Source organism: Dolichospermum sp. UHCC 0260, assembly GCF_009711985.1.
Taxonomy (GTDB): domain Bacteria; phylum Cyanobacteriota; class Cyanobacteriia; order Cyanobacteriales; family Nostocaceae; genus Dolichospermum; species Dolichospermum lemmermannii.
Map to the genome: position 1 here is coordinate 1 of NZ_VIKZ01000072.1, position 18392 is coordinate 18392.

Annotated in this window: 25 protein-coding genes; 16 read left to right on the forward strand and 9 right to left on the reverse strand. The window is 37.9% G+C overall.

Annotated elements, in window-relative coordinates:
* Window positions 1–122: 122 nt before the first annotated feature.
* Window positions 123–254: a hypothetical protein gene (locus FJR08_RS24080; RefSeq protein ID WP_256369495.1), complete on the reverse strand. Its 132-nt coding sequence runs from the start codon at window positions 252–254 to the stop codon at window positions 123–125.
* 205 nt (window positions 255–459) lie between these two features.
* Here FJR08_RS24080 and FJR08_RS20690 point away from each other — a divergent pair, with 205 nt between their 5' ends.
* A complete protein-coding gene (locus FJR08_RS20690; protein WP_168634423.1) occupies window positions 460–1299 on the forward strand; it encodes a prephenate/arogenate dehydrogenase in 840 nt (279 codons plus the stop codon).
* Between the two features lie 119 nt (window positions 1300–1418).
* Here the strand turns inward: FJR08_RS20690 and ychF are convergent, their stop codons facing one another.
* Window positions 1419–2510, reverse strand: coding sequence for a redox-regulated ATPase YchF (ychF, locus tag FJR08_RS20695; protein ID WP_148763703.1), 1092 nt, complete (start codon window positions 2508–2510; stop codon window positions 1419–1421).
* Window positions 2511–2611: 101 nt separating this feature from the next.
* Here ychF and FJR08_RS20700 point away from each other — a divergent pair, with 101 nt between their 5' ends.
* The gene (locus FJR08_RS20700) at window positions 2612–2986 is read left to right on the forward strand and encodes a hypothetical protein (RefSeq protein ID WP_168634402.1); all 375 of its coding nucleotides are present in this window, start codon (window positions 2612–2614) and stop codon (window positions 2984–2986) included.
* 147 nt (window positions 2987–3133) lie between these two features.
* On the opposite strand, the gene FJR08_RS20705 is transcribed toward FJR08_RS20700, so the two are convergent.
* Genes FJR08_RS20705 through FJR08_RS20715 form a run of 3 tightly spaced genes read right to left on the reverse strand, consistent with a single transcriptional unit; the run spans window position 3134 to window position 5389 of the window.
* On the reverse strand, window positions 3134–3469 hold the full coding sequence (locus FJR08_RS20705; RefSeq protein ID WP_168634403.1) for a hypothetical protein: 336 nt from the start codon (window positions 3467–3469) through the stop codon (window positions 3134–3136).
* 37 nt (window positions 3470–3506) lie between these two features.
* Entirely contained in the window at window positions 3507–4148 is a 642-nt protein-coding gene (locus FJR08_RS20710; RefSeq protein WP_168634404.1) for a HEPN domain-containing protein, read from the reverse strand.
* Window positions 4149–4162: 14 nt separating this feature from the next.
* Complete coding sequence (locus FJR08_RS20715) at window positions 4163–5389, reverse strand: DUF262 domain-containing protein (RefSeq protein ID WP_168634405.1); 1227 nt, start codon at window positions 5387–5389, stop codon at window positions 4163–4165.
* A gap of 114 nt (window positions 5390–5503) precedes the next feature.
* On the opposite strand from FJR08_RS20715, the gene FJR08_RS20720 reads away from it, so the two are divergent.
* The 8 genes from FJR08_RS20720 (at window position 5504) to FJR08_RS20755 (ending at window position 11150) form a co-directional block, all read left to right on the forward strand.
* On the forward strand, window positions 5504–6970 hold the full coding sequence (locus tag FJR08_RS20720) for an aminotransferase class I/II-fold pyridoxal phosphate-dependent enzyme (RefSeq protein ID WP_168634406.1): 1467 nt from the start codon (window positions 5504–5506) through the stop codon (window positions 6968–6970).
* A gap of 155 nt (window positions 6971–7125) precedes the next feature.
* The gene (locus tag FJR08_RS20725) at window positions 7126–7461 is read left to right on the forward strand and encodes a cation:proton antiporter subunit C (protein ID WP_015083256.1); all 336 of its coding nucleotides are present in this window, start codon (window positions 7126–7128) and stop codon (window positions 7459–7461) included.
* Window positions 7458–8897, forward strand: a complete 1440-nt coding sequence (locus FJR08_RS20730) for a cation:proton antiporter (protein ID WP_168634407.1) — start codon at window positions 7458–7460, stop codon at window positions 8895–8897. The genes FJR08_RS20725 and FJR08_RS20730 overlap by 4 nt, the downstream gene beginning before the upstream one ends.
* A complete protein-coding gene (locus FJR08_RS20735) occupies window positions 8894–9280 on the forward strand; it encodes a Na+/H+ antiporter subunit E (protein WP_015083254.1) in 387 nt (128 codons plus the stop codon). Before FJR08_RS20730 ends, FJR08_RS20735 begins: the two co-directional genes overlap by 4 nt.
* On the forward strand, window positions 9277–9534 hold the full coding sequence (locus tag FJR08_RS20740; protein WP_015083253.1) for a hypothetical protein: 258 nt from the start codon (window positions 9277–9279) through the stop codon (window positions 9532–9534). The genes FJR08_RS20735 and FJR08_RS20740 overlap by 4 nt, the downstream gene beginning before the upstream one ends.
* A 119-nt stretch (window positions 9535–9653) precedes the next feature.
* Window positions 9654–9932 carry a monovalent cation/H(+) antiporter subunit G gene (locus FJR08_RS20745; RefSeq protein ID WP_168634408.1) on the forward strand — a complete coding sequence of 93 codons (279 nt, stop codon included), beginning with the start codon at window positions 9654–9656 and terminating at the stop codon, window positions 9930–9932.
* A complete protein-coding gene (locus tag FJR08_RS20750) occupies window positions 9925–10491 on the forward strand; it encodes a DUF4040 domain-containing protein (protein ID WP_168634409.1) in 567 nt (188 codons plus the stop codon). The genes FJR08_RS20745 and FJR08_RS20750 overlap by 8 nt, the downstream gene beginning before the upstream one ends.
* Window positions 10488–11150 (forward strand): Na(+)/H(+) antiporter subunit B, encoded by a 663-nt coding sequence (locus FJR08_RS20755; protein WP_015083250.1) that lies wholly within the window; start codon window positions 10488–10490, stop codon window positions 11148–11150. The genes FJR08_RS20750 and FJR08_RS20755 overlap by 4 nt, the downstream gene beginning before the upstream one ends.
* Window positions 11151–11473: 323 nt before the next feature.
* Here the strand turns inward: FJR08_RS20755 and dusB are convergent, their stop codons facing one another.
* Window positions 11474–12526 (reverse strand): tRNA dihydrouridine synthase DusB, encoded by a 1053-nt coding sequence (dusB, locus tag FJR08_RS20760; protein ID WP_168634410.1) that lies wholly within the window; start codon window positions 12524–12526, stop codon window positions 11474–11476.
* A gap of 110 nt (window positions 12527–12636) precedes the next feature.
* Here dusB and FJR08_RS20765 point away from each other — a divergent pair, with 110 nt between their 5' ends.
* Window positions 12637–13131: a TM2 domain-containing protein gene (locus tag FJR08_RS20765; protein WP_015083247.1), complete on the forward strand. Its 495-nt coding sequence runs from the start codon at window positions 12637–12639 to the stop codon at window positions 13129–13131.
* Between the two features lie 4 nt (window positions 13132–13135).
* Here FJR08_RS20765 and FJR08_RS20770 read toward each other — a convergent pair whose 3' ends face one another.
* The 3 genes from FJR08_RS20770 to thrC form a co-directional block, all read right to left on the reverse strand.
* Window positions 13136–13621, reverse strand: a complete 486-nt coding sequence (locus tag FJR08_RS20770; RefSeq protein ID WP_015083246.1) for a DUF2996 domain-containing protein — start codon at window positions 13619–13621, stop codon at window positions 13136–13138.
* 284 nt (window positions 13622–13905) lie between these two features.
* Complete coding sequence (locus tag FJR08_RS20775) at window positions 13906–14181, reverse strand: MoaD/ThiS family protein (protein WP_168634411.1); 276 nt, start codon at window positions 14179–14181, stop codon at window positions 13906–13908.
* A gap of 86 nt (window positions 14182–14267) precedes the next feature.
* The gene (thrC, locus tag FJR08_RS20780; RefSeq protein WP_015083244.1) at window positions 14268–15572 is read right to left on the reverse strand and encodes a threonine synthase; all 1305 of its coding nucleotides are present in this window, start codon (window positions 15570–15572) and stop codon (window positions 14268–14270) included.
* Window positions 15573–15964: 392 nt separating this feature from the next.
* On the opposite strand from thrC, the gene FJR08_RS20785 reads away from it, so the two are divergent.
* The 5 genes from FJR08_RS20785 to lepB all read left to right on the forward strand — a co-directional run bounded on the left by FJR08_RS20785 (window position 15965) and on the right by lepB (window position 18389).
* Entirely contained in the window at window positions 15965–16246 is a 282-nt protein-coding gene (locus FJR08_RS20785; protein ID WP_174783188.1) for a hypothetical protein, read from the forward strand.
* 195 nt (window positions 16247–16441) lie between these two features.
* Window positions 16442–16936 carry a LysM peptidoglycan-binding domain-containing protein gene (locus FJR08_RS20790; protein WP_148760119.1) on the forward strand — a complete coding sequence of 165 codons (495 nt, stop codon included), beginning with the start codon at window positions 16442–16444 and terminating at the stop codon, window positions 16934–16936.
* Window positions 16933–17118 (forward strand): hypothetical protein, encoded by a 186-nt coding sequence (locus FJR08_RS23060; RefSeq protein ID WP_174783189.1) that lies wholly within the window; start codon window positions 16933–16935, stop codon window positions 17116–17118. The genes FJR08_RS20790 and FJR08_RS23060 overlap by 4 nt, the downstream gene beginning before the upstream one ends.
* On the forward strand, window positions 17111–17602 hold the full coding sequence (locus FJR08_RS20800; RefSeq protein WP_168634412.1) for a nucleotide exchange factor GrpE: 492 nt from the start codon (window positions 17111–17113) through the stop codon (window positions 17600–17602). Before FJR08_RS23060 ends, FJR08_RS20800 begins: the two co-directional genes overlap by 8 nt.
* Before the next feature lie 214 nt (window positions 17603–17816).
* Complete coding sequence (gene lepB, locus FJR08_RS20805; RefSeq protein WP_015083240.1) at window positions 17817–18389, forward strand: signal peptidase I; 573 nt, start codon at window positions 17817–17819, stop codon at window positions 18387–18389.
* Window positions 18390–18392: the final 3 nt, after the last annotated feature.

An 18392-nucleotide genomic window follows, 5' to 3' on the forward strand; every position in this document is an offset into this window, starting at 1 on the left:
TGTTCCACAAGTCAGAGCGTAGTTGTCCCAAACGCAAGGCAATTAAATCAAGTTCGTTAGATTTCCAAGTATTTAGTTTTTCAGTCCCTAAAATAGCGATTCTCGTAACGGTTAAATGATTTTTAACTTTGAGTTTCATATTCTAGACTTACTACGTCTTTCATTATTATACTCCCATTGACAGCCCATTCTGCGGTTGTCTTGGGGTGATCACCAAATTGTTTGTAAACTTGTTCTGGGGTTAGATATTTCATCTTGGGGTTAAATACGATTAACCCCAGTATACTACGTTATTTCGAGATTAGAGAGTTAGACCACTAAAGTTGACAACCAGTTCTGCCTAGGTTGCGATTAATTCTGCTTCTAAAGTCATGAATCTACCCTGCTATTGCCAACTTTGAGAGTTGGAGTTGGTAAAGTATTGAGAGAATAAGTACAAATTAAATTTTCCAGATGACGATGAAAATTGGTATTTTAGGACTGGGACTTATAGGCGGTTGCTTAGGTTTCGATTTACGTTCGCAAGGACACCATGTTTTAGGTGTCAGTCGTCGTCAATCAACTTGTGAAAAGGCAATTAACCTTGGTAGCGTTGATCAAGCGTCGTTGGACTTGAGCTTGTTGGCATCAGCCGAAGTTGTATTTATTTGTACCCCTATAGGATTGATAGTCCCCCAAGTGAAAGAGTTGATCACTCATTTACCAAAGGCTACTATTGTTACTGATGTTGGTTCAGTTAAAATGCCTATAGTTGAGGCAATTTCTCCTGTGTGGGAAAATTTTGTCGGTGGTCATCCGATGGCGGGAAAAACAGACGCGGGTATAGAAGCAGCACAGCGAAATTTATTTGTTAATCGGCCTTATGTATTAACGCCTGTGGCAACAACACCTAGTAATGCTGTGACAATTGTAGAGGAAATTGTGCGATCGCTCGGTTCTATTATCTACCATTGTCAACCAGAACAACATGACCGCGCTGTGAGTTGGATTTCTCATTTACCTGTAATGGTGAGTGCCTCCTTGATAGCAGCTTGTTTAAGTGAAACAGATCCAGAAATCGCGGCCTTAGCCCAAAATTTTGCTAGTTCAGGGTTTCGAGATACAAGTAGGGTTGGGGGTGGAAATCCCGAATTAGGGGTAATGATGGCGCAATATAATCGCCAAGCATTATTACATTCTCTTCATCAATACCGCGAAAATTTGTCTGAATTTATTCATATAATTGAGCAGGAAAAGTGGGAATTATTAGCAGAAAAATTTAAATTCAATCAACAAGCGCGTCCTGATTTTGTGGAATAGATCACTGGTGCGTTATCAATAATGTAACGCACCTCATCATTTAGTTATCACCGAGTCAGAAAGAAGAAAGAAAGCAGAATATTTATCTCTTCTGTTCCCTGTTCCCTGTTAAAGATTATTTACACATTAAATCGGAATAATAGTACATCACCTTCTTGAACAATATATTCTTTTCCTTCACTTCTGACTAAGCCTTTTTCCTTGGCTGCACTCATTGAACCATGAGTTACTAAATCATGATAAGCAACCGTTTCTGCACGAATAAATCCCCGTTCAAAATCAGAGTGAATAACTCCTGCGGCTTGAGGTGCAGACATTCCGGCATTAATTGTCCAAGCGCGGGTTTCTTTCGGTCCACAGGTGAAATAAGTCCGCAAACCTAATAGAGTGTAAGTTGCGCGAATTAAAGATTTTAAACCACCTTCTTTTACACCTAAAGATTCCAGAAAATCAGCTTTATCTGCTTCTGGTAATTCTACTAATTCCGCTTCTACTTGAGCAGAAACAATGACAACTTGGGCATTTTCGACCGCAGCAACTTCTCGAACTCTCTCAACAAAATCATTACCTGTGGCTAAATCTTCTTCAGAAACATTAGCAGCGTAAATAATGGGTTTATTGGTAAGTAGTCCTAAGCCTTTGATAATTTCCGATTCTTCGGCATTCAAACCAACTTGACGGACAGATTTGCCTTCATTTAAAGCAGCGGCTAATTTTTCGAGAATTTCTACTTCAACCTGGGCATCTTTGCTAGTGCGTGCGAGTTTGCGACTTCTATCAATCCGTTTTTCAATTTGGAATAAGTCAGATAAACCAAGTTCTAAATTAATGATTTCAATATCTCGCGCTGGGTCAACAGAACCGGCTACGTGAATGATATCATCGTTTTCAAAACAACGGACAACATGAACTATGGCATCAACTTCCCGAATGTGGGATAAAAATTGATTACCCAGTCCTTCTCCTTGACTTGCACCTTTGACTAAACCGGCAATATCAACAAATTCAACACGGGCTGCTAGGATTTGTGCAGAACCAGCAATTTTTGCGAGAACGTCTAACCGGTCGTCTGGTACTGAAACCATGCCAACATTCGGTTCAATGGTGCAAAATGGGAAATTAGCCGCTTCAGCTTTAGCATTAGCGACTACAGCGTTAAATAGGGTTGATTTTCCGACGTTGGGAAGTCCGACAATTCCGGCTCTTAGCATTGTAAATTTTAGATTTTGGTTTCAAGTATAAGGATAGTTCAAACAGGTGGAGGATGGTTGGAGTCATTGGTGGTATAAAAAAATCTAAAATCTAAAATGGTATGAACAAGTATCTAATTACAGCCATAGTTACAACTGTTTTATGGCATAGTTTATTATCCAAGGCTTGGGGGCAAGCACCCAATTGTATTCCCCGAAGTTTGCCTCAAGTTAGCAAATCGGTGAATACTGTCCAGCAGAATAATGTGATCGTCATTGGTAAAGTGCCAAACCGCCCTTATGTGGTTGTTATTCCTGGTAATTCAGATCAATTATTAAATGTTGTCAGAAGCTATGTTTCTGACGCATTTTTAGCCAAGCATCGGCTTGGGACTTATATATACGCTGGGAGTTCTAGTAAAAGAGAAGAAGCCGAGTGTTTATCTAGCGTGTTGAAATACCATAGGATAGATGCGCGAGTTATCTATTTCCACTAAGGAGGCTGTAGGATTGACACTCTCAGGGAGCCAAGCCACTGAGATTCTACTGGCAGAATGAGATTAAGAGTTTAGCCCAATCTAATCTCGCTGCGACCTCACAAAGACAATTATATCAACTTGCAGTTCCTTAATTTAGGTTTGAGATTATTCTTCTTTCTGACTGCTAACTGCTGCTATATCCTGATTTTCCCAGAATTCTAATAAACCAACTGTACCGACAAAAAATGTATAAGTTGCATATTTGATTGCTGTCTGATTGCGTGTTGGGGCATAATAAGCGGCAATTAATGCTTCAATAAAATGAGCGGATAGGGCAATATGAGCAATGATTAAAGCTGGGGTTAAGATACTGGGTAGTTGGTTATTGGTTATTGATGTTTGGAGATTCCATAATTCTAACCCAATGGCGCTGGTGATGAGTGTAGTGGAGATGATTTTGATGATGGGGAATAGTTTTTGTTTGATATCTTTTAAGTTCATGTTGTTTGATTTTTTCAAAGTAAGAATATTTTACATTTTATTCTATCAAATTATTGATTAATTCATCTATTCTTAAAAGTTCATCAGTAATTTGGGTTACAGTATTTAATTCATTTGCAGGATCTGGAGTTTGAATAGTCATATATGATGTAGCTGAAGTATGTGCAACAAGACCTCTTTTTTCTCCAAATGTATTCATGTCAGCAAGCCAAGCAGGATCTAAGTCATCACTATCTATTCCTATTGGTAATAGTAATGCTAAAATATTTTTTTCTTTTACTCCATGATTATTATCAATAATCTTCCAAAATTCATTGCTAGATAAAACAATTTTCTTGCTTATTTTCAATCGCTTGTCGTGATTGTCTTGAGTTACGTTGTTTCTACTGAGTGTATCTGATGGTTTATCCATAGTTAAACCAGAGAAACCAAGCAGACATATTAAAGTACGAGTTGTTCTACCGCTTGTATCCCAAAGAGTTTTGGCATTTTGAACAACTTCCCAAGCTCTTTCTTCAAGATAAGATTCAATTTCAGCATGAGCAAGAACTCTGTATGCAGCAGTTCTAGATAACTGACTCTCGGAATATGAACTTATTGGGCTAATTTCAGGCAGAAATTCGTCTTTTAACCTGTTTAACTGCGTTATTAAAGTAATAAATCTATCAGATTCTGGCATATCTTATTAATAACCTACCTCAAACCATTGAAAATAATCCGATTCCCATCTAGTTCAGGTAAATTAAAGTTTACTTCTAAAACTTTTCGTAGACTTTCACCCCACAACCTCAGACGATTATAAATCTCAGGAATATTCTGCGTTCTGCGTTCAACAGCTTCTCTAAAATCACTGTTTGATGAACATAATTCCTGAAAAGCAATTTTAACTTTTTCTTGATGATCTTCAGCAGATCTCCTGATTATTTCATCTGAAAAATAAAAAACCATCACATCTAAAATTGCTCGATTGAATTGGCTTTGATATTTATTATTTCTGCTCGACCATAAACGAGAGAAGTTTTTTTCTTCAAATATATTAATAGTTGTTTGTACTGCTTCTTCAAATTGATTGACTATATTTGTAATATCATGATATCTCTGATCATTAAGCCTTTCACAAGTCGTGTCAAGAAATTCCTTGAGATTTCCCCGATAATCAGATAAAAAATAATGAAATCCTATATAACGTAATAGTAATTCAACATCACGCATCCGAGAATCAGGATTTGATGATTTAAATATCTTTCTCAGAGCCTTACTTTTAACTGATTGATCATCTAACCAATTGATAAAAGTACCTGGATGCAATGCTTGTCTTAGCTCTTGAGGAGATAATGGAGTACCTCCTATATTCAGCCGCAGAAAAATTTTATATAGTAAGTTTTCGTTAGTCCAACTCCTAATTAATACTGTACGAATAGTTTGGTTGTCGAGAGCATTAAGTTCAGATCTCAAAAGGATATCATTTTTAAAATCTTCATATTTTTTGCCGATTAAATCACGTCTGAATTCTAGATTTCTTAAAGCAAAGGCATTGTTATTATTCGATATGTTTTCATCACTTCCACCATAAAATTGCATAATAGTTAACAATCGTTGTTTGCCATCAAGAACAATAAATTTACCTTTTTCCTGACGATTAGCAGCTAATACTATTTGTGGTATTGGAAATCCAAGTATAAGTGATTCGATAAACCTACTTTTACGAGTGATATCCCAAGCATCTCGTCTTTGAAATCTTGGATTTAGCTCTATATTACCCCGAACAAGTTGATTAAAGATTGTCTCTGTTGTCCAGTCACTACCAGAAACAACAATTTCTCGAATTGGCTTTAATTCAGGAATTAACCCACTCAGCGGTTCAGACTCAATTTCTTCATCTTCCTCTTCCTCAAAAAAGATTACTTCTTCATTAGGCATAGTTTTAGTCTACATAAGGATTTGAATTTAAATACAATATATCATATTATTTGTTTATCTTTTATACTTTATCAATTTTACCTAAAGTCCTAAACACTTCCTTTTCCCCCAAAAATGCTCAACCAAAACCAAACCCCCCTGATAGATGCCTTAAAAGCCTGTACAACCCGTCCTCACGCCCCATTTTACACCCCAGGACATAAACGCGGTGCGGGCATTTCCCCACTTTTAACCGATTTAATCGGTAAAGATGTCTTTCGTGCTGATTTAACAGAATTAGCAGAATTAGATAATTTATTCACACCTCAAAGCGTAATTCTCGCAGCGCAAGAACTAGCAGCAGAGGCTTTTGGTGCAGAGAAAACATGGTTTTTAGTTAATGGTTCTACCTGCGGAATTGAAGCCGCAATTCTCGCTACTTGTAGAACAGGAGAAAAAATTATTCTGCCGCGAAATGTCCACTCTTCTGTGATTTCTGGGTTAATTCTTTCTGGGGCAATTCCTATTTTTATAAATCCTGCATACAACTCAGATTTAGATATTTCTTACAGTATTACACCGGAAACATTAAAAGCAGCATTAGCAAAACATCCAGATACAAAAGTAGTGCTGATAGTTTATCCTAATTATTATGGTGTTTGTGGGAATTTGCCAGCATTGGTAAACCTTACCCACCAATATAATATTCCCTTAATTGTAGACGAAGCCCATGGCGCACATTTTCATTTTCACCCAGAATTACCAACATCTGCTTTATCCGCAGGTGCAGATTTAACAGTCCAATCAATTCATAAAACATTGGGGGCAATGACACAAGCATCAATGTTACATATTCAAGGTCAAAGAATTGATATTGATAGAGTGAATAAAGCTTTGCAATTAGTTCAATCTACCAGTCCTAGTTTTATCCTTTTAGCTTCTCTAGATGCCGCACGTCAGCAAATGGCAATACATGGAGAAAAGCTGATGTCTGAAACTTTGGAATTAGCGAAAGAAGCAATTGATAAAATCAACAAAATTCCTAGTTTATCGGTTTTACAAATAGCTCAAAACCATATAAAAAATAACGGCTTTATAGATTTAGATAAAACCCGGTTAACCGTTAATGTTTCTCAGCTAGGTTTAACAGGTTTTACTGCTGAAGATATTATTAATGCCATGGGAGTAACCCCAGAATTTTCATCTTTACAAAATCTCACATTTATTATTAGCCTAGGAAACACAAAAACTGATATTGAAACATTAGTACAAACCTTAAATAATCTTACCCAAATTCCCCACTTGACAAATCGGGAAAAAATCTGTAAATATAAAAAAGATACTATAATCGCCCCTTCTATGTGCATTTCTCCCCGTGAGGCATTTTTTGCTGATAGTGAGATCTTACCTTTCGAGAAAACCCTAGAACGGATTTGTGCAGAAATTATTTGTCCTTATCCTCCAGGAATTCCCGTATTAATGCCAGGAGAACTAATTACAAAATCAGCCTTAGAATATTTGCAAGAAATTCAAAAAATGGGTGGTTTTATTACCGGTTGTGCAGATGAAACTTTGCAAACTTTAAAAGTTGTGAAAGGATAGATTTATCTCAACAGATATTTTAAAAGTAAAGAAAACATAAATCATTAGATATACCTATAATAATCATCAGAATATTTTAGTGTCAAGATTAACCTAGCACTAGAAATTCGTGCTTATATTAAATCAGCACTTTATCATAAAATTAAATAACTCCCGTGTTAGAAGCGTGCGTACTGATAACAATATTGTGTGGTTTTTTTGGCATCATCCTCAAAAAAAACCTGGTAATGAAAATTGTCTCTATGGATGTGATGAGTACAGGTGTGATTGCCTTTTATGTACTAATTGCATCACGACAAGGCTTATTTACTCCCATTATTTCCGATGTAAAAAACATTGCTTATGCCGATCCTGTTCCCCAAGCAGTGATATTAACAGCGATAGTTATCGGGTTTTCCATTCAGGCTTTGATGCTGGTTGGTGTGATGAAATTAGCACGGGATAACCCCACATTGGAAAGCAACGAGATTGAGAAAAATAATACACCATGAATACCATTACACTAGCTTGGATTGCTACCCCATTTATTCTAGGGTTCATGATTTTTCTAGTCCCCAAACTGAACCGACATTTGACATTGTGGGGGACTATTGCTTCTGCTGCTTATGGGTTGCAGCTATTTATCGAACCATCACCCATTACAATGAATTTACTGGATAGTTTCGGTATTACCTTAGTAGCCGACGAGTTAAGCGGTTACTTTATTTTAACAAATGCCCTGGTAACGGCTGCTGTTGCCCTCTACTGCTGGCGCAGTGATAAAACGGCTTTTTTCTATGCCCAGATGATTATTGTGCATGGTAGCCTCAATGCTGCCTTTATCTGTGCCGATTTCATTAGTTTATATGTGGCTTTAGAGGTAAGCGGTATTGCGGCTTTTCTGTTGATTGCTTATCCCCGTAGCGATCGCTCAATTTGGGTAGGTTTACGGTATCTCTTTGTTAGCAATACTGCAATGTTATTTTATCTAGTAGGTGCAGTATTAGTTTATCAAACACATCATTCCTTTAATTTTGCCGGGTTAAAAGGATCACCCCCGGAAGCACTAGCACTAATTTTTCTGGGATTATTCATCAAAGCTGGAATTTTTGTCTCCGGTTTATGGCTACCTTTAACTCATTCTGAATCAGAAACCCCAGTTTCCGCATTGATGTCAGGAATTGTCGTTAAAGCCAGTGTTTTGCCTTTATTACGTTGTGCATTAGTTTCCGAAGAAATTGATATTATAGTCAGAATTTTTGGTGTGGGAACAGCTTTAATGGGTGTATCCTATGCTGTCTTTGAAAAGGATACCAAGCGCCTGTTAGCATTTAGCACTATTTCCCAGTTAGGCTGGATTCTCGCTGCACCGGCTGTAGGTGGATTTTATGCCCTCACCCATGGATTAGTCAAATCATCTTTATTTTTGATTGCGGGTTCTTTACCCAGTCGCAATTTTCAAGAACTGCAAAATAAACCCATTGATACTACTATTTGGATAGCCTTAGTTATCGCTAGTTTATCAATTTCTGGTTTGCCTTTGTTGTCAGGTTTTGAGGCAAAGGTATTAACGATAAAAAATGTAGAATCTTGGCAATTTATAGTGATGAATATTGCCGCAGTTGGTACAGCCATATCTTTTGCTAAATTTATTTTTCTCCCCCATGCAAAAGCAGAAGAAGAAGAACAGAAAACAGAATCCGGTTTTTGGATATCAGTAATCTTTTTAATTACTGGATTATTTGTGGCAAATATTGTCTATCTTCCAGCTTATGAAATCACCAATATTACAAAAGCACTTTTAACTATTGCTGCGGGCTGGTTAGGATATCATTTCATTTTCAAGAAATTATCCATATCTCTACCTCGTGTATTTGAAGAATTTGAGCATTTAGTTGGTGTCATGAGTTTAACTTTAATCCTATTATTTTGGATGGCTTTACCATGATTGGACATCTCATATTCAGACTGTCAATTTGGTTATTACTCACAGCTAATGTGAGTTTAACAAATATTATCATCGGTGTAATTATTGCCTTACTTTTACCACGTGGTAAGTCATCACCAGAAAAATTAAAATCTTGGTTAAAGGTAATAATTAAAATCTTTGTTGCTATTCCGGTTGCTTTTATGGAGGCATTTGAAATTATCTTCCGTCCCCATAATCAAGAAGAAATTATCATGGAAAGAGTCAAACTCAACAGATCACCTTTATTGATTTTTCTTGATATATTTCTAATTACCTTTACACCCAAAACCATCGTCATGAAATACCACGAAGAAGGATGGTATGAAGTCCACCACATTAAACCCAAGAGAAAACAATCATGAAACTAGAAATAGTCTTAACGGCAATGATTTTAGCACTACTCATTCCCATTTATGAAGCTTGGAGAAGTGATGATACCTGGCAGAAAATGTTAGCTTTTGGCAGCATTTCTAGTAAAGTAGCCATCATGATTCTCGTAATTTCCGTTTTACGAGATGATTGGATGATTGGTGTAGTCGCAGCGATTATTTTGACGGTAGGAAATGCCGCATTAATGTTATTAGCACATATTCTCAGAAGATTAGGTGAAGTATGATTAAAACTAACAATAAGATCCCCGACTTCTGATCTTAATTAATAATTTATTTACTAGATACTAAAAGAAGTCGGGGATCTGACAACTAGCAACTTTTACAATTCAAATAGGACTACTAAATGATCAACATTCTTAGTTATACCTGCATAGGTATCGGCATAGTTTTCTGGTTTTGGGGAACTTCTCATTTAGTCAGCAACAGATCAGTATTATTCAAATTACATGGACTTTCTGTTGCTGATACGTTAGGTTCAATGATGATTATTGTCGGACTATTATTGAAAATACCCAGTGAATGGCCATTACTTATTCTTGGCATTATTTCCTTAGCAATTTGGAATACTATGCTGGGTTATGTATTAGCATATTGTTCAACAGAAGAGGAAAAACATGAATGATACTTATCTCTATTTAATCATTGCTTTATTACCCTTAACTGCGGGGATGTTAGTAACTCAAACTAACCCCTATCATGCCTTAATCATTCGTGGGGTACTCGGTGCAGTTGCGGCAATGGTAGATGCAGTTTTAGGTGCAGCAGATGTGGCTTTAACAGAAGCATTAATGGGAACAATGCTATCAATTACCCTCTATGCAATTGCAGTTCGTTCATCCTTAGTGTTACGTCTTGGTGTCATGGAAAATCAGTCAATAGAAAAAAATCAGGATAGCAATTTTCAACAACTGATAAACGATTTCCGCAGCATTTTTAATGAACATTATTTACGTCTAGAACTCGTACCTTATCCTACTAAAGAAACCTTACAACAGGCATTAATAGAAAAAGAAATTCATGCTAGTTGTGTGCAATTAGAAAAAAGTGAGCAAGCACAGGAAACATACCAAACTGTAATTAGAGTGGAACGCATCTATAAGATTATGAAAAGTAAACTTTCATCACCGAAAACAACTTTACAATATTTCAATATTTTAGATTCAGGAGCGCAAAATTTATGAAATTAGTTTACATTTTAGCCGGAATAGCTTTATTTGTGAAAATGCTGATTATGCCTAATTCCGAACTAAATTTACCAGATATTTCCATTGTGGAAACAGTGGTTAAAGAAAGTGGTGTTCCCAATGCAGTATCAGGGATTATTTTCAGAAATCGGCTATATGATACAATCTTTGAAGTTATTGTTTTTACTATAGCCATTCTCGGAGCTAATTTTTTATTAGCTAATGAAAAACCATCTTGCAGCATCTATCAATTTAAAGATCAACCATCAATAATATTAGCTCGTCTAGGGGCGACAATTGCGGCATTAGTGGGCATTGAATTAGCAATTAGGGGGCATTTGAGTCCGGGGGGTGGTTTTGCGGCTGGGGTGGCTGGAGGAACAGCAATCGGACTCATAGCAATTACCTCATCATACCAATGGATGCAGGATATTTACCAACAGTGGCACGCGGCTATGTGGGAAAAGATTTCGGTGTTAGTCTTTATTGTTTTATCAGTGATAACTTTGTCGGGATTTGAGTTACCACACGGTGAGTTAGGAATGCTTTTTAGTGGCGGAATTTTGCCAATATTAAATATCTTAGTTGCTGTTAAAGTGGCATTAGGTTCTTGGGCTGTGATTTTGATTTTTATTCGTTATCGGGGTTTGTTATAAAAAGTGGGAGTTTAAAGAATTAGCGATCGCACTTAAGTAGGTGAACACAATAAAACCAAACTGTGTAAAGAAATGTAAAATCGCCTAAACCCTCTTCACTCTTGCCTCTTGCCTTTTGCTTTGCCATAACGACAATTTTCAACGCCAACCTACTTAGGGACTTCCAAGAAATAAATTATCCTGATTAACGAACCACAGAGGCGCAGAGGACACAGAGGAATAAGGGTTTGAGAGATTTTTGCGTTAGGTGGTTGAGTATTTTTTTATTTGGAAGTCCCTTAGCTTGTGTTAACCTATCGCTTAACCTAACCTAGAAATCAATGCTAAAGTGCAATAATAGCTGGTACTTCTTCTTCAACTTCATAACCATTTGCTAATCTTTCTATCGCACCATCAATTAAATCTAAACCTTGTTGAACAGTTTCCATTAAACTTAACTTACCCCGTAAATCAGCAGCACCCATAAAGCCTTTAGCATACCAAGTCATGTGTTTCCGAGCTTGACGTACCCCCCTATCTCCTTTATATTCCCATAAAGCAAAAAGATGTTCTCTGGCACATTCTAAACGTTGAATGGGGTTAGGTTGTGGTAATAATTCTCCAGTTTTTAAGAAATGATCAACCTCACCAACTAAAAACGGATAACCTAAAGTTCCACGAGAACACATTACCCCATCTGCGCCAGTTTGTTCTAAACATTTTACCGCAGCTTCCACAGAGAAAATATCCCCATTACCAATTACAGGAATTGATAAAATTTCCTTGACTTTTTTGATCCATTCCCACCGCGCATTACCATTGTAACCTTGAGCGCGAGTCCGTCCATGCACAGTAATCATTTTTGCTCCCGCGTCTTCCATTCTTTTCGCAAAATCAAGAATAGTAATTTCATGATCATTCCAACCAATGCGGGTTTTCACAGTCACGGGAACATCTACCGCTTTGACAACTTCTCGGACAATTGCTTCCGCAATTTCTGGTTGACGTAATAAAGAAGAACCACCACCATTTTTAGTAATTTTATTAACAGGACATCCCATATTAATATCAATCGTATCCGCACCTTCAGCCACTGCTTTTATGGCTGCTTCTGCGAGAAAATCCGGACGACAATCAAATAATTGAATACTAATTGGACGTTCATTAGGATCTACTTCCATAATGATTGGTAACTGCTTAACGTAATGCAAACCCGTCGCGTTTACCATTTCCGTATACACCATAGATTCTGGTGCATAACGACGCACTAAACGCCGAAACACCATATCTGTCACCCCGGACAAAGGAGACTGTAAAACCCGGCTTTTAACCTCAAATGAGCCAATTTTTAAAGGAGTGGAAAGTCTAGCTTGAAGTTCGGGAGAAAGGTAAATCATGGTTAGAATTAAAAATACAATCGTTAATTGGGGAATCGAAGGCTGACAAGGGGTATTTAATTGAAGTGTGGACTCTTAAACCAGTAAATCCTAAATGGACATAAAATAAAATGAGCATAAAAAATAACGAAAATAAAGACCGGATTCTTGTCTCTTACCTTTTATGTGGGGCTGGTTTTTTGGGAATAAACGGTTTACATCGGTTATATAATGGCAAAACCGCTACTGGTTTATTATGGCTATTTACCTGCGGTTTATTTTACATGGGGCAAATCTATGATTTATTAATCATACCGAATATGGTTGACGAATATGAGCAGAATTTGCGGTTAAAAGCAGGTTTATCACCTCTGGGTATACCCATGAATGAACGGATATTTATTTCCCAAGTCCAGAAACCAACTGATAAACCACTGATTGTTAAACTGATAGAAGCCGCAGAGGCTAATGGTGGTAGTTTAACTGTAATTCAAGGTGTTAGGGCTACCGGATCTGGTATTGTGGAAGTGGAAACTATACTCAGAGAAATGCTGCAATCAGATCATCTCAGAATAGGTAACGACCCCATTTCTGGAGTCGTTACTTATTATTTCGATGAATTGTAAAGTTCTAATTTCTACCTAGCCACTTTTGTCCATTTAAGCGGTACACTAGCCGAGATACCAACAATTCTAGGGTAGTTTTGCGCTCATCAATTAGAAATGACTCCAAGGTACTGGGTTTTTTACCTTCATTACAGGAAAATCCCTTTTTACCTTGAATATTTTCTTCAGGGAAATATACGTTAAACTGGCGTTGTCCCCCTTGCCAAGAACCAATAACTTGCCAACATTCTTCCGCTGAATTAAAACCAATAATAGAATATTTCTGCTTGGCAAAAGTCAGCTTTACATCTGGCACACCTTCTTTAGTAATTGCCTCTTGCAACGCTGGGAGGTAATGCTGCTGCATAAACTCTTCAAAAGGCTTATCTTCCAATGCTGGGGGTTTTTCCTTTTTGGCAGCTTTAGTCTCTGCTGGGGGCTTTTCTGGGGCGGTTGCAGCAGGATTAGAAGCTACATCTCCCGCTTGATTTTGATTAGTTTCTTCTGCCATTGCTCATTTTGGGGTAGTCAGTTATTTTTATTTTGACATACTAGAGCATAGCTACAGCTATTTAGATATAAAATAAGATTTTAAGAGTAATTAACCGCAGATTAACGCAGATTAGCGCAGATAAAGACGGATGAATTAATAAGTTTCATGATTCTGTGCAGCTTGGCCTATAATTGGGATAAAATCGTTTAAATAGTAACTTTTCAAGAAGTATGTTGGATAAAATGGGTAATGGGTAATGGGTAATTTGGGACTTTTAAAATCCCATACCCTCCAGAGATATTTCAACCACCTGCAACAGCGGGAACAATACTCACTTCATCTTTATCCTCAAGTGGTGTTTCTGTATTTTGTAAAAATCGAATATCTTCGCTGTTGACATAGAAATTTAAGAACCGTAAAGGCTCTCCGTCTGGCTTCCGCAAACGCCCCTTAATAGCAGGATAGCTTGTTTCTAAGTAATCAAACAATTCAGAAATATTACTACCACTACATTCTAAGACAGCTTGATCTTCTGTAAACTTTTGTAGAACTGTGGGAACTAAAACTTTGACAGCCATTGTTTAAACGTTAATTGTTAGTGAGTGATTTGGTTGGTAGGGGTTTAGCAGTGCTAAACCCCTACAATTAATTGTTAGTGACAGGATTAAACTGTAACTTCTTGCCATTCTAAGCGGTCAAGTGTGCGGGATCTTTCTAAAGCCCGTTCAAAACTGTCTAGTTTGGCATCAATTGTTAAAGGTTCACCAATGTAGCCTTGAATTGCTTCCTGGGTTTTCAAACCATTGCCAGTGATATAAACCACTGTAGTTTCATCTGGATCAATTTTGCCAGCTTCTACTAATTTTTTAAGAACAGCAACGGTTGTACCACCTGCGGTTTCGGTAAAGATACCTTCGGTTTCTGCCAATAGTTTGATACCTTCGATAATTTCGGCATCATTAACTGATTCAATATTACCGTTGGTTTTTTGAGCGATTTCTACAGCATATACACCATCGGCAGGGTTGCCAATCGCAATTGATTTAGCAATTGTGTTAGGTTTAACTGGTTGAATAAAGTCTCTACCTTCTTTAAAAGCTTTCGCAATGGGGGAACAACCTTCCGCTTGAGCGCCACTAAAGCGAACATCTTTACCTTCTACCAAACCAACTTCGACAAATTCTTGGAAACCTTTATAAATTTTGGTAAACAGAGAACCAGAAGCCAAAGGGGCAACTATATGATCTGGTAATTGCCAACCTAGTTGTTCTGCAACTTCAAAGGCTAATGTCTTAGAACCTTCAGAGTAGTAAGGACGCAGGTTAATATTCACAAAACCCCAACCGTGGGTATTGGCAACTTCTGAGCAAAGACGATTAACTTGATCATAGTTGCCTTTGACTGACATCAGGGTAGGACTATAAATCAAGCTACCGATGACTTTACCAGCTTCTAAGTCAGAAGGGATAAATACACAGCAATCTAAACCAGCGTAGGCAGCGATCGCTGCGGTAGAATTTGCTAAATTACCTGTACTAGCACAAGAAACAGTCGTAAAACCCAATTCTCTCGCTCTACTGAGGGCAACTGACACCACCCGATCCTTAAAGCTCAGGGTGGGCATATTGACGGCATCATTTTTAATATAAAGTTTATTTAGACCCAGGCGACGGGCAAGACGGTGGGAACGCACCAAGGGAGTCATTCCTGTTCCCACATCTATATAATCATCTGTAGCAACTGGCAAAAAGTGACGATAGCGCCAGATAGAATTGGGACCAGCTTCAATAGTTTCTCGACTAACTAAACTCCGCAGCACATTGTAATCATATTTGACTTCCAACGGTCCAAAACACAATTCACATACATGAGTGGCTTTAAGTTCGTATTCTGCTCCACATTCTTTACACTTCAAAGCCTTGAGAATAGAAGTGTTCGCTTGGTTGAGGTTTGTAATCGCCTGAGTCATAATTTTGCGTTCCCTGGGTATCCGTCAACTTTGGAATGATACTAGCACAAGGCAAAATCCACGTCAAACATACCCGACCATTTTTATCGGGTTTGGTTACTCAAGAGTTAGTTAAGTTCTCATTAATAATTAAATCCCATATTCCGCACTTCATTTTGTAATATGCGAATATTTCCTTAATTTTATTTTTTATTGTCTTTAAAAATACATATTTTATCAAATACTTTAAGCTTTAATACGTAAGATTTTGAACCTTATTAAGAATAATTCTTGAAAAGGGTCATACTAGATTATGAGTGCGGAATGTTGGTTAAAAAATAATCCCTTTGTCAAAGTGAGTTGTAATTTTTCAAGGGGGCAGGTAGATGAGAAAATCTATCAAGAATTAGAATATGATTCCTGAACTTCAGCCAGAACGACTACAAAACTTGAGTCAAGAATTACAATTTGCTATTAATACTAATAATATCTCCTCCATGGAGGATCACAGTCAAAAAACCAGAAGAGAAATTCGCAATTTACCTGATGAAGTCCAGTTAGTACAAGGTTGTATTCTCGCTATCCAACAAGCCAAAGCCGTTGCCCCTACTGCAGCTAATGCCATGTCTGACAAACTCTCTCGGATGTTAAATGCAGCCATCAGTAGTGATAGTAATGAGGTAGATCATTTATAGCGGGAATTAAAAGAATGCAGAATTTAGAATTTAGAATTTAGAATTACGTTTTGCAACGGGGATTTTACCCCGACGCAAAACCCGCTGCTTCTAGAAGCAGGGGACTTTAACCCCCAAAGGTAAATTAAAACCAGATGTGCAACATTGGTTAAATCAAGAATTACCCAGTCATAGTATTATCACGGGACTTACGCGATGAACACCAAAACTAAAGTTGATTGTCCTGTTTGCGGGTATCAAGGAATTGAGGGCAACATTTGTCCTAATTGTGATACTGATGTTTCTCTAATTCGCTCATTGGCAGAATTACCCCAGCAGCCAAAATCCTGGACAACAGGCATCGCTATCTTAATGCTGATGATTGGTATTACTATCGGTGTAGGAGGTAGTTTTTTTGCCCTGCAAACAGCTATATATACCGCAACAGTTCCTAAACCTACAGTTACTACTACTCCTAATCTCAGTCCCCAGGTAATTACCCCTGTCATTCCTAAACCAGCGTCACCACTAGCCACTTATACCGTAAAATCAGGAGATACTCTTAGTAGTATTGCTGGCAAGTTTTGTAGTAAACCTACTGATTGGCAATTAATCGTTGCCGCTAACGCCGAATTACAAAAACGGGAAAATAAATTAGATATAGATCAGGAGTTGAAAATTCCTAGTAGCTGTAAAAGGAAAAACCCATGATGATAGTTGACAACTTCAAACAAGCTAGTCAGAAAGCTGAAAATTTTGCCCAAAAAAAACAACTGCGGGCATCTGTAATTATTACTGCGGAAACGCTTTTGAGTAATCATCCTCATTCCCAAATTAACACTTGGGCTAACAAAATTCTAACTGTGCTATCTAAAGAGATTTCCCGTGCCTGACTTATCCCCAAACTATCTAATTAGCTTAGAATTACGAGAATTACTCGTCCAAAAACTCGGCATTCTGCAAAAAGATAATGTAGTATTACAGCAGTCTTTGAGAGAACAGCAAACCCAAACTACAGCCCAAACAGAAGATTTATTCTTGGAACTTTTAGAAGTTGCTGATGCCTTAGAAGCTTTATTAGACTATCTAGAAAACAATCCCAATCCTAGTCCAGAATTTATCGAACGCTTACCCAGATCCATAGGTGCAGTTAATCGCAAGTTTCTCGGTGTTTTAGGAAAGCGCCAACTTTTACCTATAGAATTACAAGAAGGCACAGAACCAGATTTTAACTTATGTCGCGTCATTGATCGGGAAGAAAGAACGGATATCCCAGACCAAACAATCACTAAAATTGTCCGTCGCGGATTTCATTTAGGTGAAAAAGTCCTCCGTCCCGCAGAAGTCATTACCGCTAAATCAGATAATGGTCATTAGTCCGTTGTCCGTTTTCCGTTTTCCGTTGTCAGTAGGGGCGAAGCATTTGGAAGATAAATTATCGGTCATTGCCAAAAATAGTTCTCCAAATGCTTCGCCCGTACAGTTGTCCGTTGTCCGTTGTCATTGGGAAAATTCTTTCCCCCCCAACTCCCCCAACTCCCCCAACTTCCCCAACTCCCCCTGCCCTTCTATCCCCCTTACACTGTTAACTATGACTCCTCACGAAAGTGATATAAAAGATGCTTCTTCACAAACAAAAATCTGGAGTGGTTGGCAGGAGAATTTAGTTTTAATAACTATTGCCCTGTGTTTAGCTCTGCTAATTCGGACATTTATCGCTGAACCACGCCTGATTCCATCAGAATCAATGTACCCTACTTTACACACAGGCGATCGCTTGGTCATAGAAAAAGTATCATACCGGATTCATCCCCCTAAAATCGGCGATATCGTCGTTTTTAACTCACCACCAGAATTACAAAGACGCGGATATTCTCAAAACCAAGCCTTTATTAAACGGGTAATTGGTGAACCAGGAGCAGTAATTAGCATCGCTCAAAGCAAAGTTTACCTCAACGGTACAGCCTTAACAGAAGACTACATTGCCGAACCACCAAATAGCCCATTTCCAGAAATCAAAGTCCCGGAAGGCGCATTTTTCGTCATGGGAGACAACCGTAATGATAGTAATGACTCTCGCTATTGGGGTTTTGTCCCCCGTCAAAACGTCATCGGTCGTGCTACATTTCGCTTCTGGCCTCTTGACCGTATCGGCTTAATCTAGTCC

Excerpts from the sequence above, each read along its gene's own strand:
- FJR08_RS20750 (WP_168634409.1), top strand. The coding sequence starts at position 9,925 with ATGAATGATACTTATCTCTATTTAATCATTGCTTTATTACCCTTAACT.
- FJR08_RS20705 (WP_168634403.1), bottom strand. The coding sequence starts at position 3,469 with ATGAACTTAAAAGATATCAAACAAAAACTATTCCCCATCATCAAAATC.
- FJR08_RS24080 (WP_256369495.1), bottom strand. The coding sequence starts at position 254 with ATGAAATATCTAACCCCAGAACAAGTTTACAAACAATTTGGTGATCAC.
- FJR08_RS20720 (WP_168634406.1), top strand. The coding sequence starts at position 5,504 with ATGCTCAACCAAAACCAAACCCCCCTGATAGATGCCTTAAAAGCCTGT.
- FJR08_RS23060 (WP_174783189.1), top strand. The coding sequence starts at position 16,933 with ATGATGATAGTTGACAACTTCAAACAAGCTAGTCAGAAAGCTGAAAAT.
- FJR08_RS20710 (WP_168634404.1), bottom strand. The coding sequence starts at position 4,148 with ATGCCAGAATCTGATAGATTTATTACTTTAATAACGCAGTTAAACAGG.
- FJR08_RS20700 (WP_168634402.1), top strand. The coding sequence starts at position 2,612 with ATGAACAAGTATCTAATTACAGCCATAGTTACAACTGTTTTATGGCAT.
- FJR08_RS20770 (WP_015083246.1), bottom strand. The coding sequence starts at position 13,621 with ATGGCAGAAGAAACTAATCAAAATCAAGCGGGAGATGTAGCTTCTAAT.
- dusB (WP_168634410.1), bottom strand. The coding sequence starts at position 12,526 with ATGATTTACCTTTCTCCCGAACTTCAAGCTAGACTTTCCACTCCTTTA.
- thrC (WP_015083244.1), bottom strand. The coding sequence starts at position 15,572 with ATGACTCAGGCGATTACAAACCTCAACCAAGCGAACACTTCTATTCTC.
- lepB (WP_015083240.1), top strand. The coding sequence starts at position 17,817 with ATGACTCCTCACGAAAGTGATATAAAAGATGCTTCTTCACAAACAAAA.
- FJR08_RS20690 (WP_168634423.1), top strand. The coding sequence starts at position 460 with ATGAAAATTGGTATTTTAGGACTGGGACTTATAGGCGGTTGCTTAGGT.
- FJR08_RS20755 (WP_015083250.1), top strand. The coding sequence starts at position 10,488 with ATGAAATTAGTTTACATTTTAGCCGGAATAGCTTTATTTGTGAAAATG.
- FJR08_RS20715 (WP_168634405.1), bottom strand. The coding sequence starts at position 5,389 with ATGCCTAATGAAGAAGTAATCTTTTTTGAGGAAGAGGAAGATGAAGAA.
- FJR08_RS20735 (WP_015083254.1), top strand. The coding sequence starts at position 8,894 with ATGATTGGACATCTCATATTCAGACTGTCAATTTGGTTATTACTCACA.
- FJR08_RS20765 (WP_015083247.1), top strand. The coding sequence starts at position 12,637 with ATGAGCATAAAAAATAACGAAAATAAAGACCGGATTCTTGTCTCTTAC.
- ychF (WP_148763703.1), bottom strand. The coding sequence starts at position 2,510 with ATGCTAAGAGCCGGAATTGTCGGACTTCCCAACGTCGGAAAATCAACC.
- FJR08_RS20785 (WP_174783188.1), top strand. The coding sequence starts at position 15,965 with ATGATTCCTGAACTTCAGCCAGAACGACTACAAAACTTGAGTCAAGAA.
- FJR08_RS20730 (WP_168634407.1), top strand. The coding sequence starts at position 7,458 with ATGAATACCATTACACTAGCTTGGATTGCTACCCCATTTATTCTAGGG.
- FJR08_RS20775 (WP_168634411.1), bottom strand. The coding sequence starts at position 14,181 with ATGGCTGTCAAAGTTTTAGTTCCCACAGTTCTACAAAAGTTTACAGAA.
- FJR08_RS20740 (WP_015083253.1), top strand. The coding sequence starts at position 9,277 with ATGAAACTAGAAATAGTCTTAACGGCAATGATTTTAGCACTACTCATT.
- FJR08_RS20790 (WP_148760119.1), top strand. The coding sequence starts at position 16,442 with ATGAACACCAAAACTAAAGTTGATTGTCCTGTTTGCGGGTATCAAGGA.
- FJR08_RS20745 (WP_168634408.1), top strand. The coding sequence starts at position 9,654 with ATGATCAACATTCTTAGTTATACCTGCATAGGTATCGGCATAGTTTTC.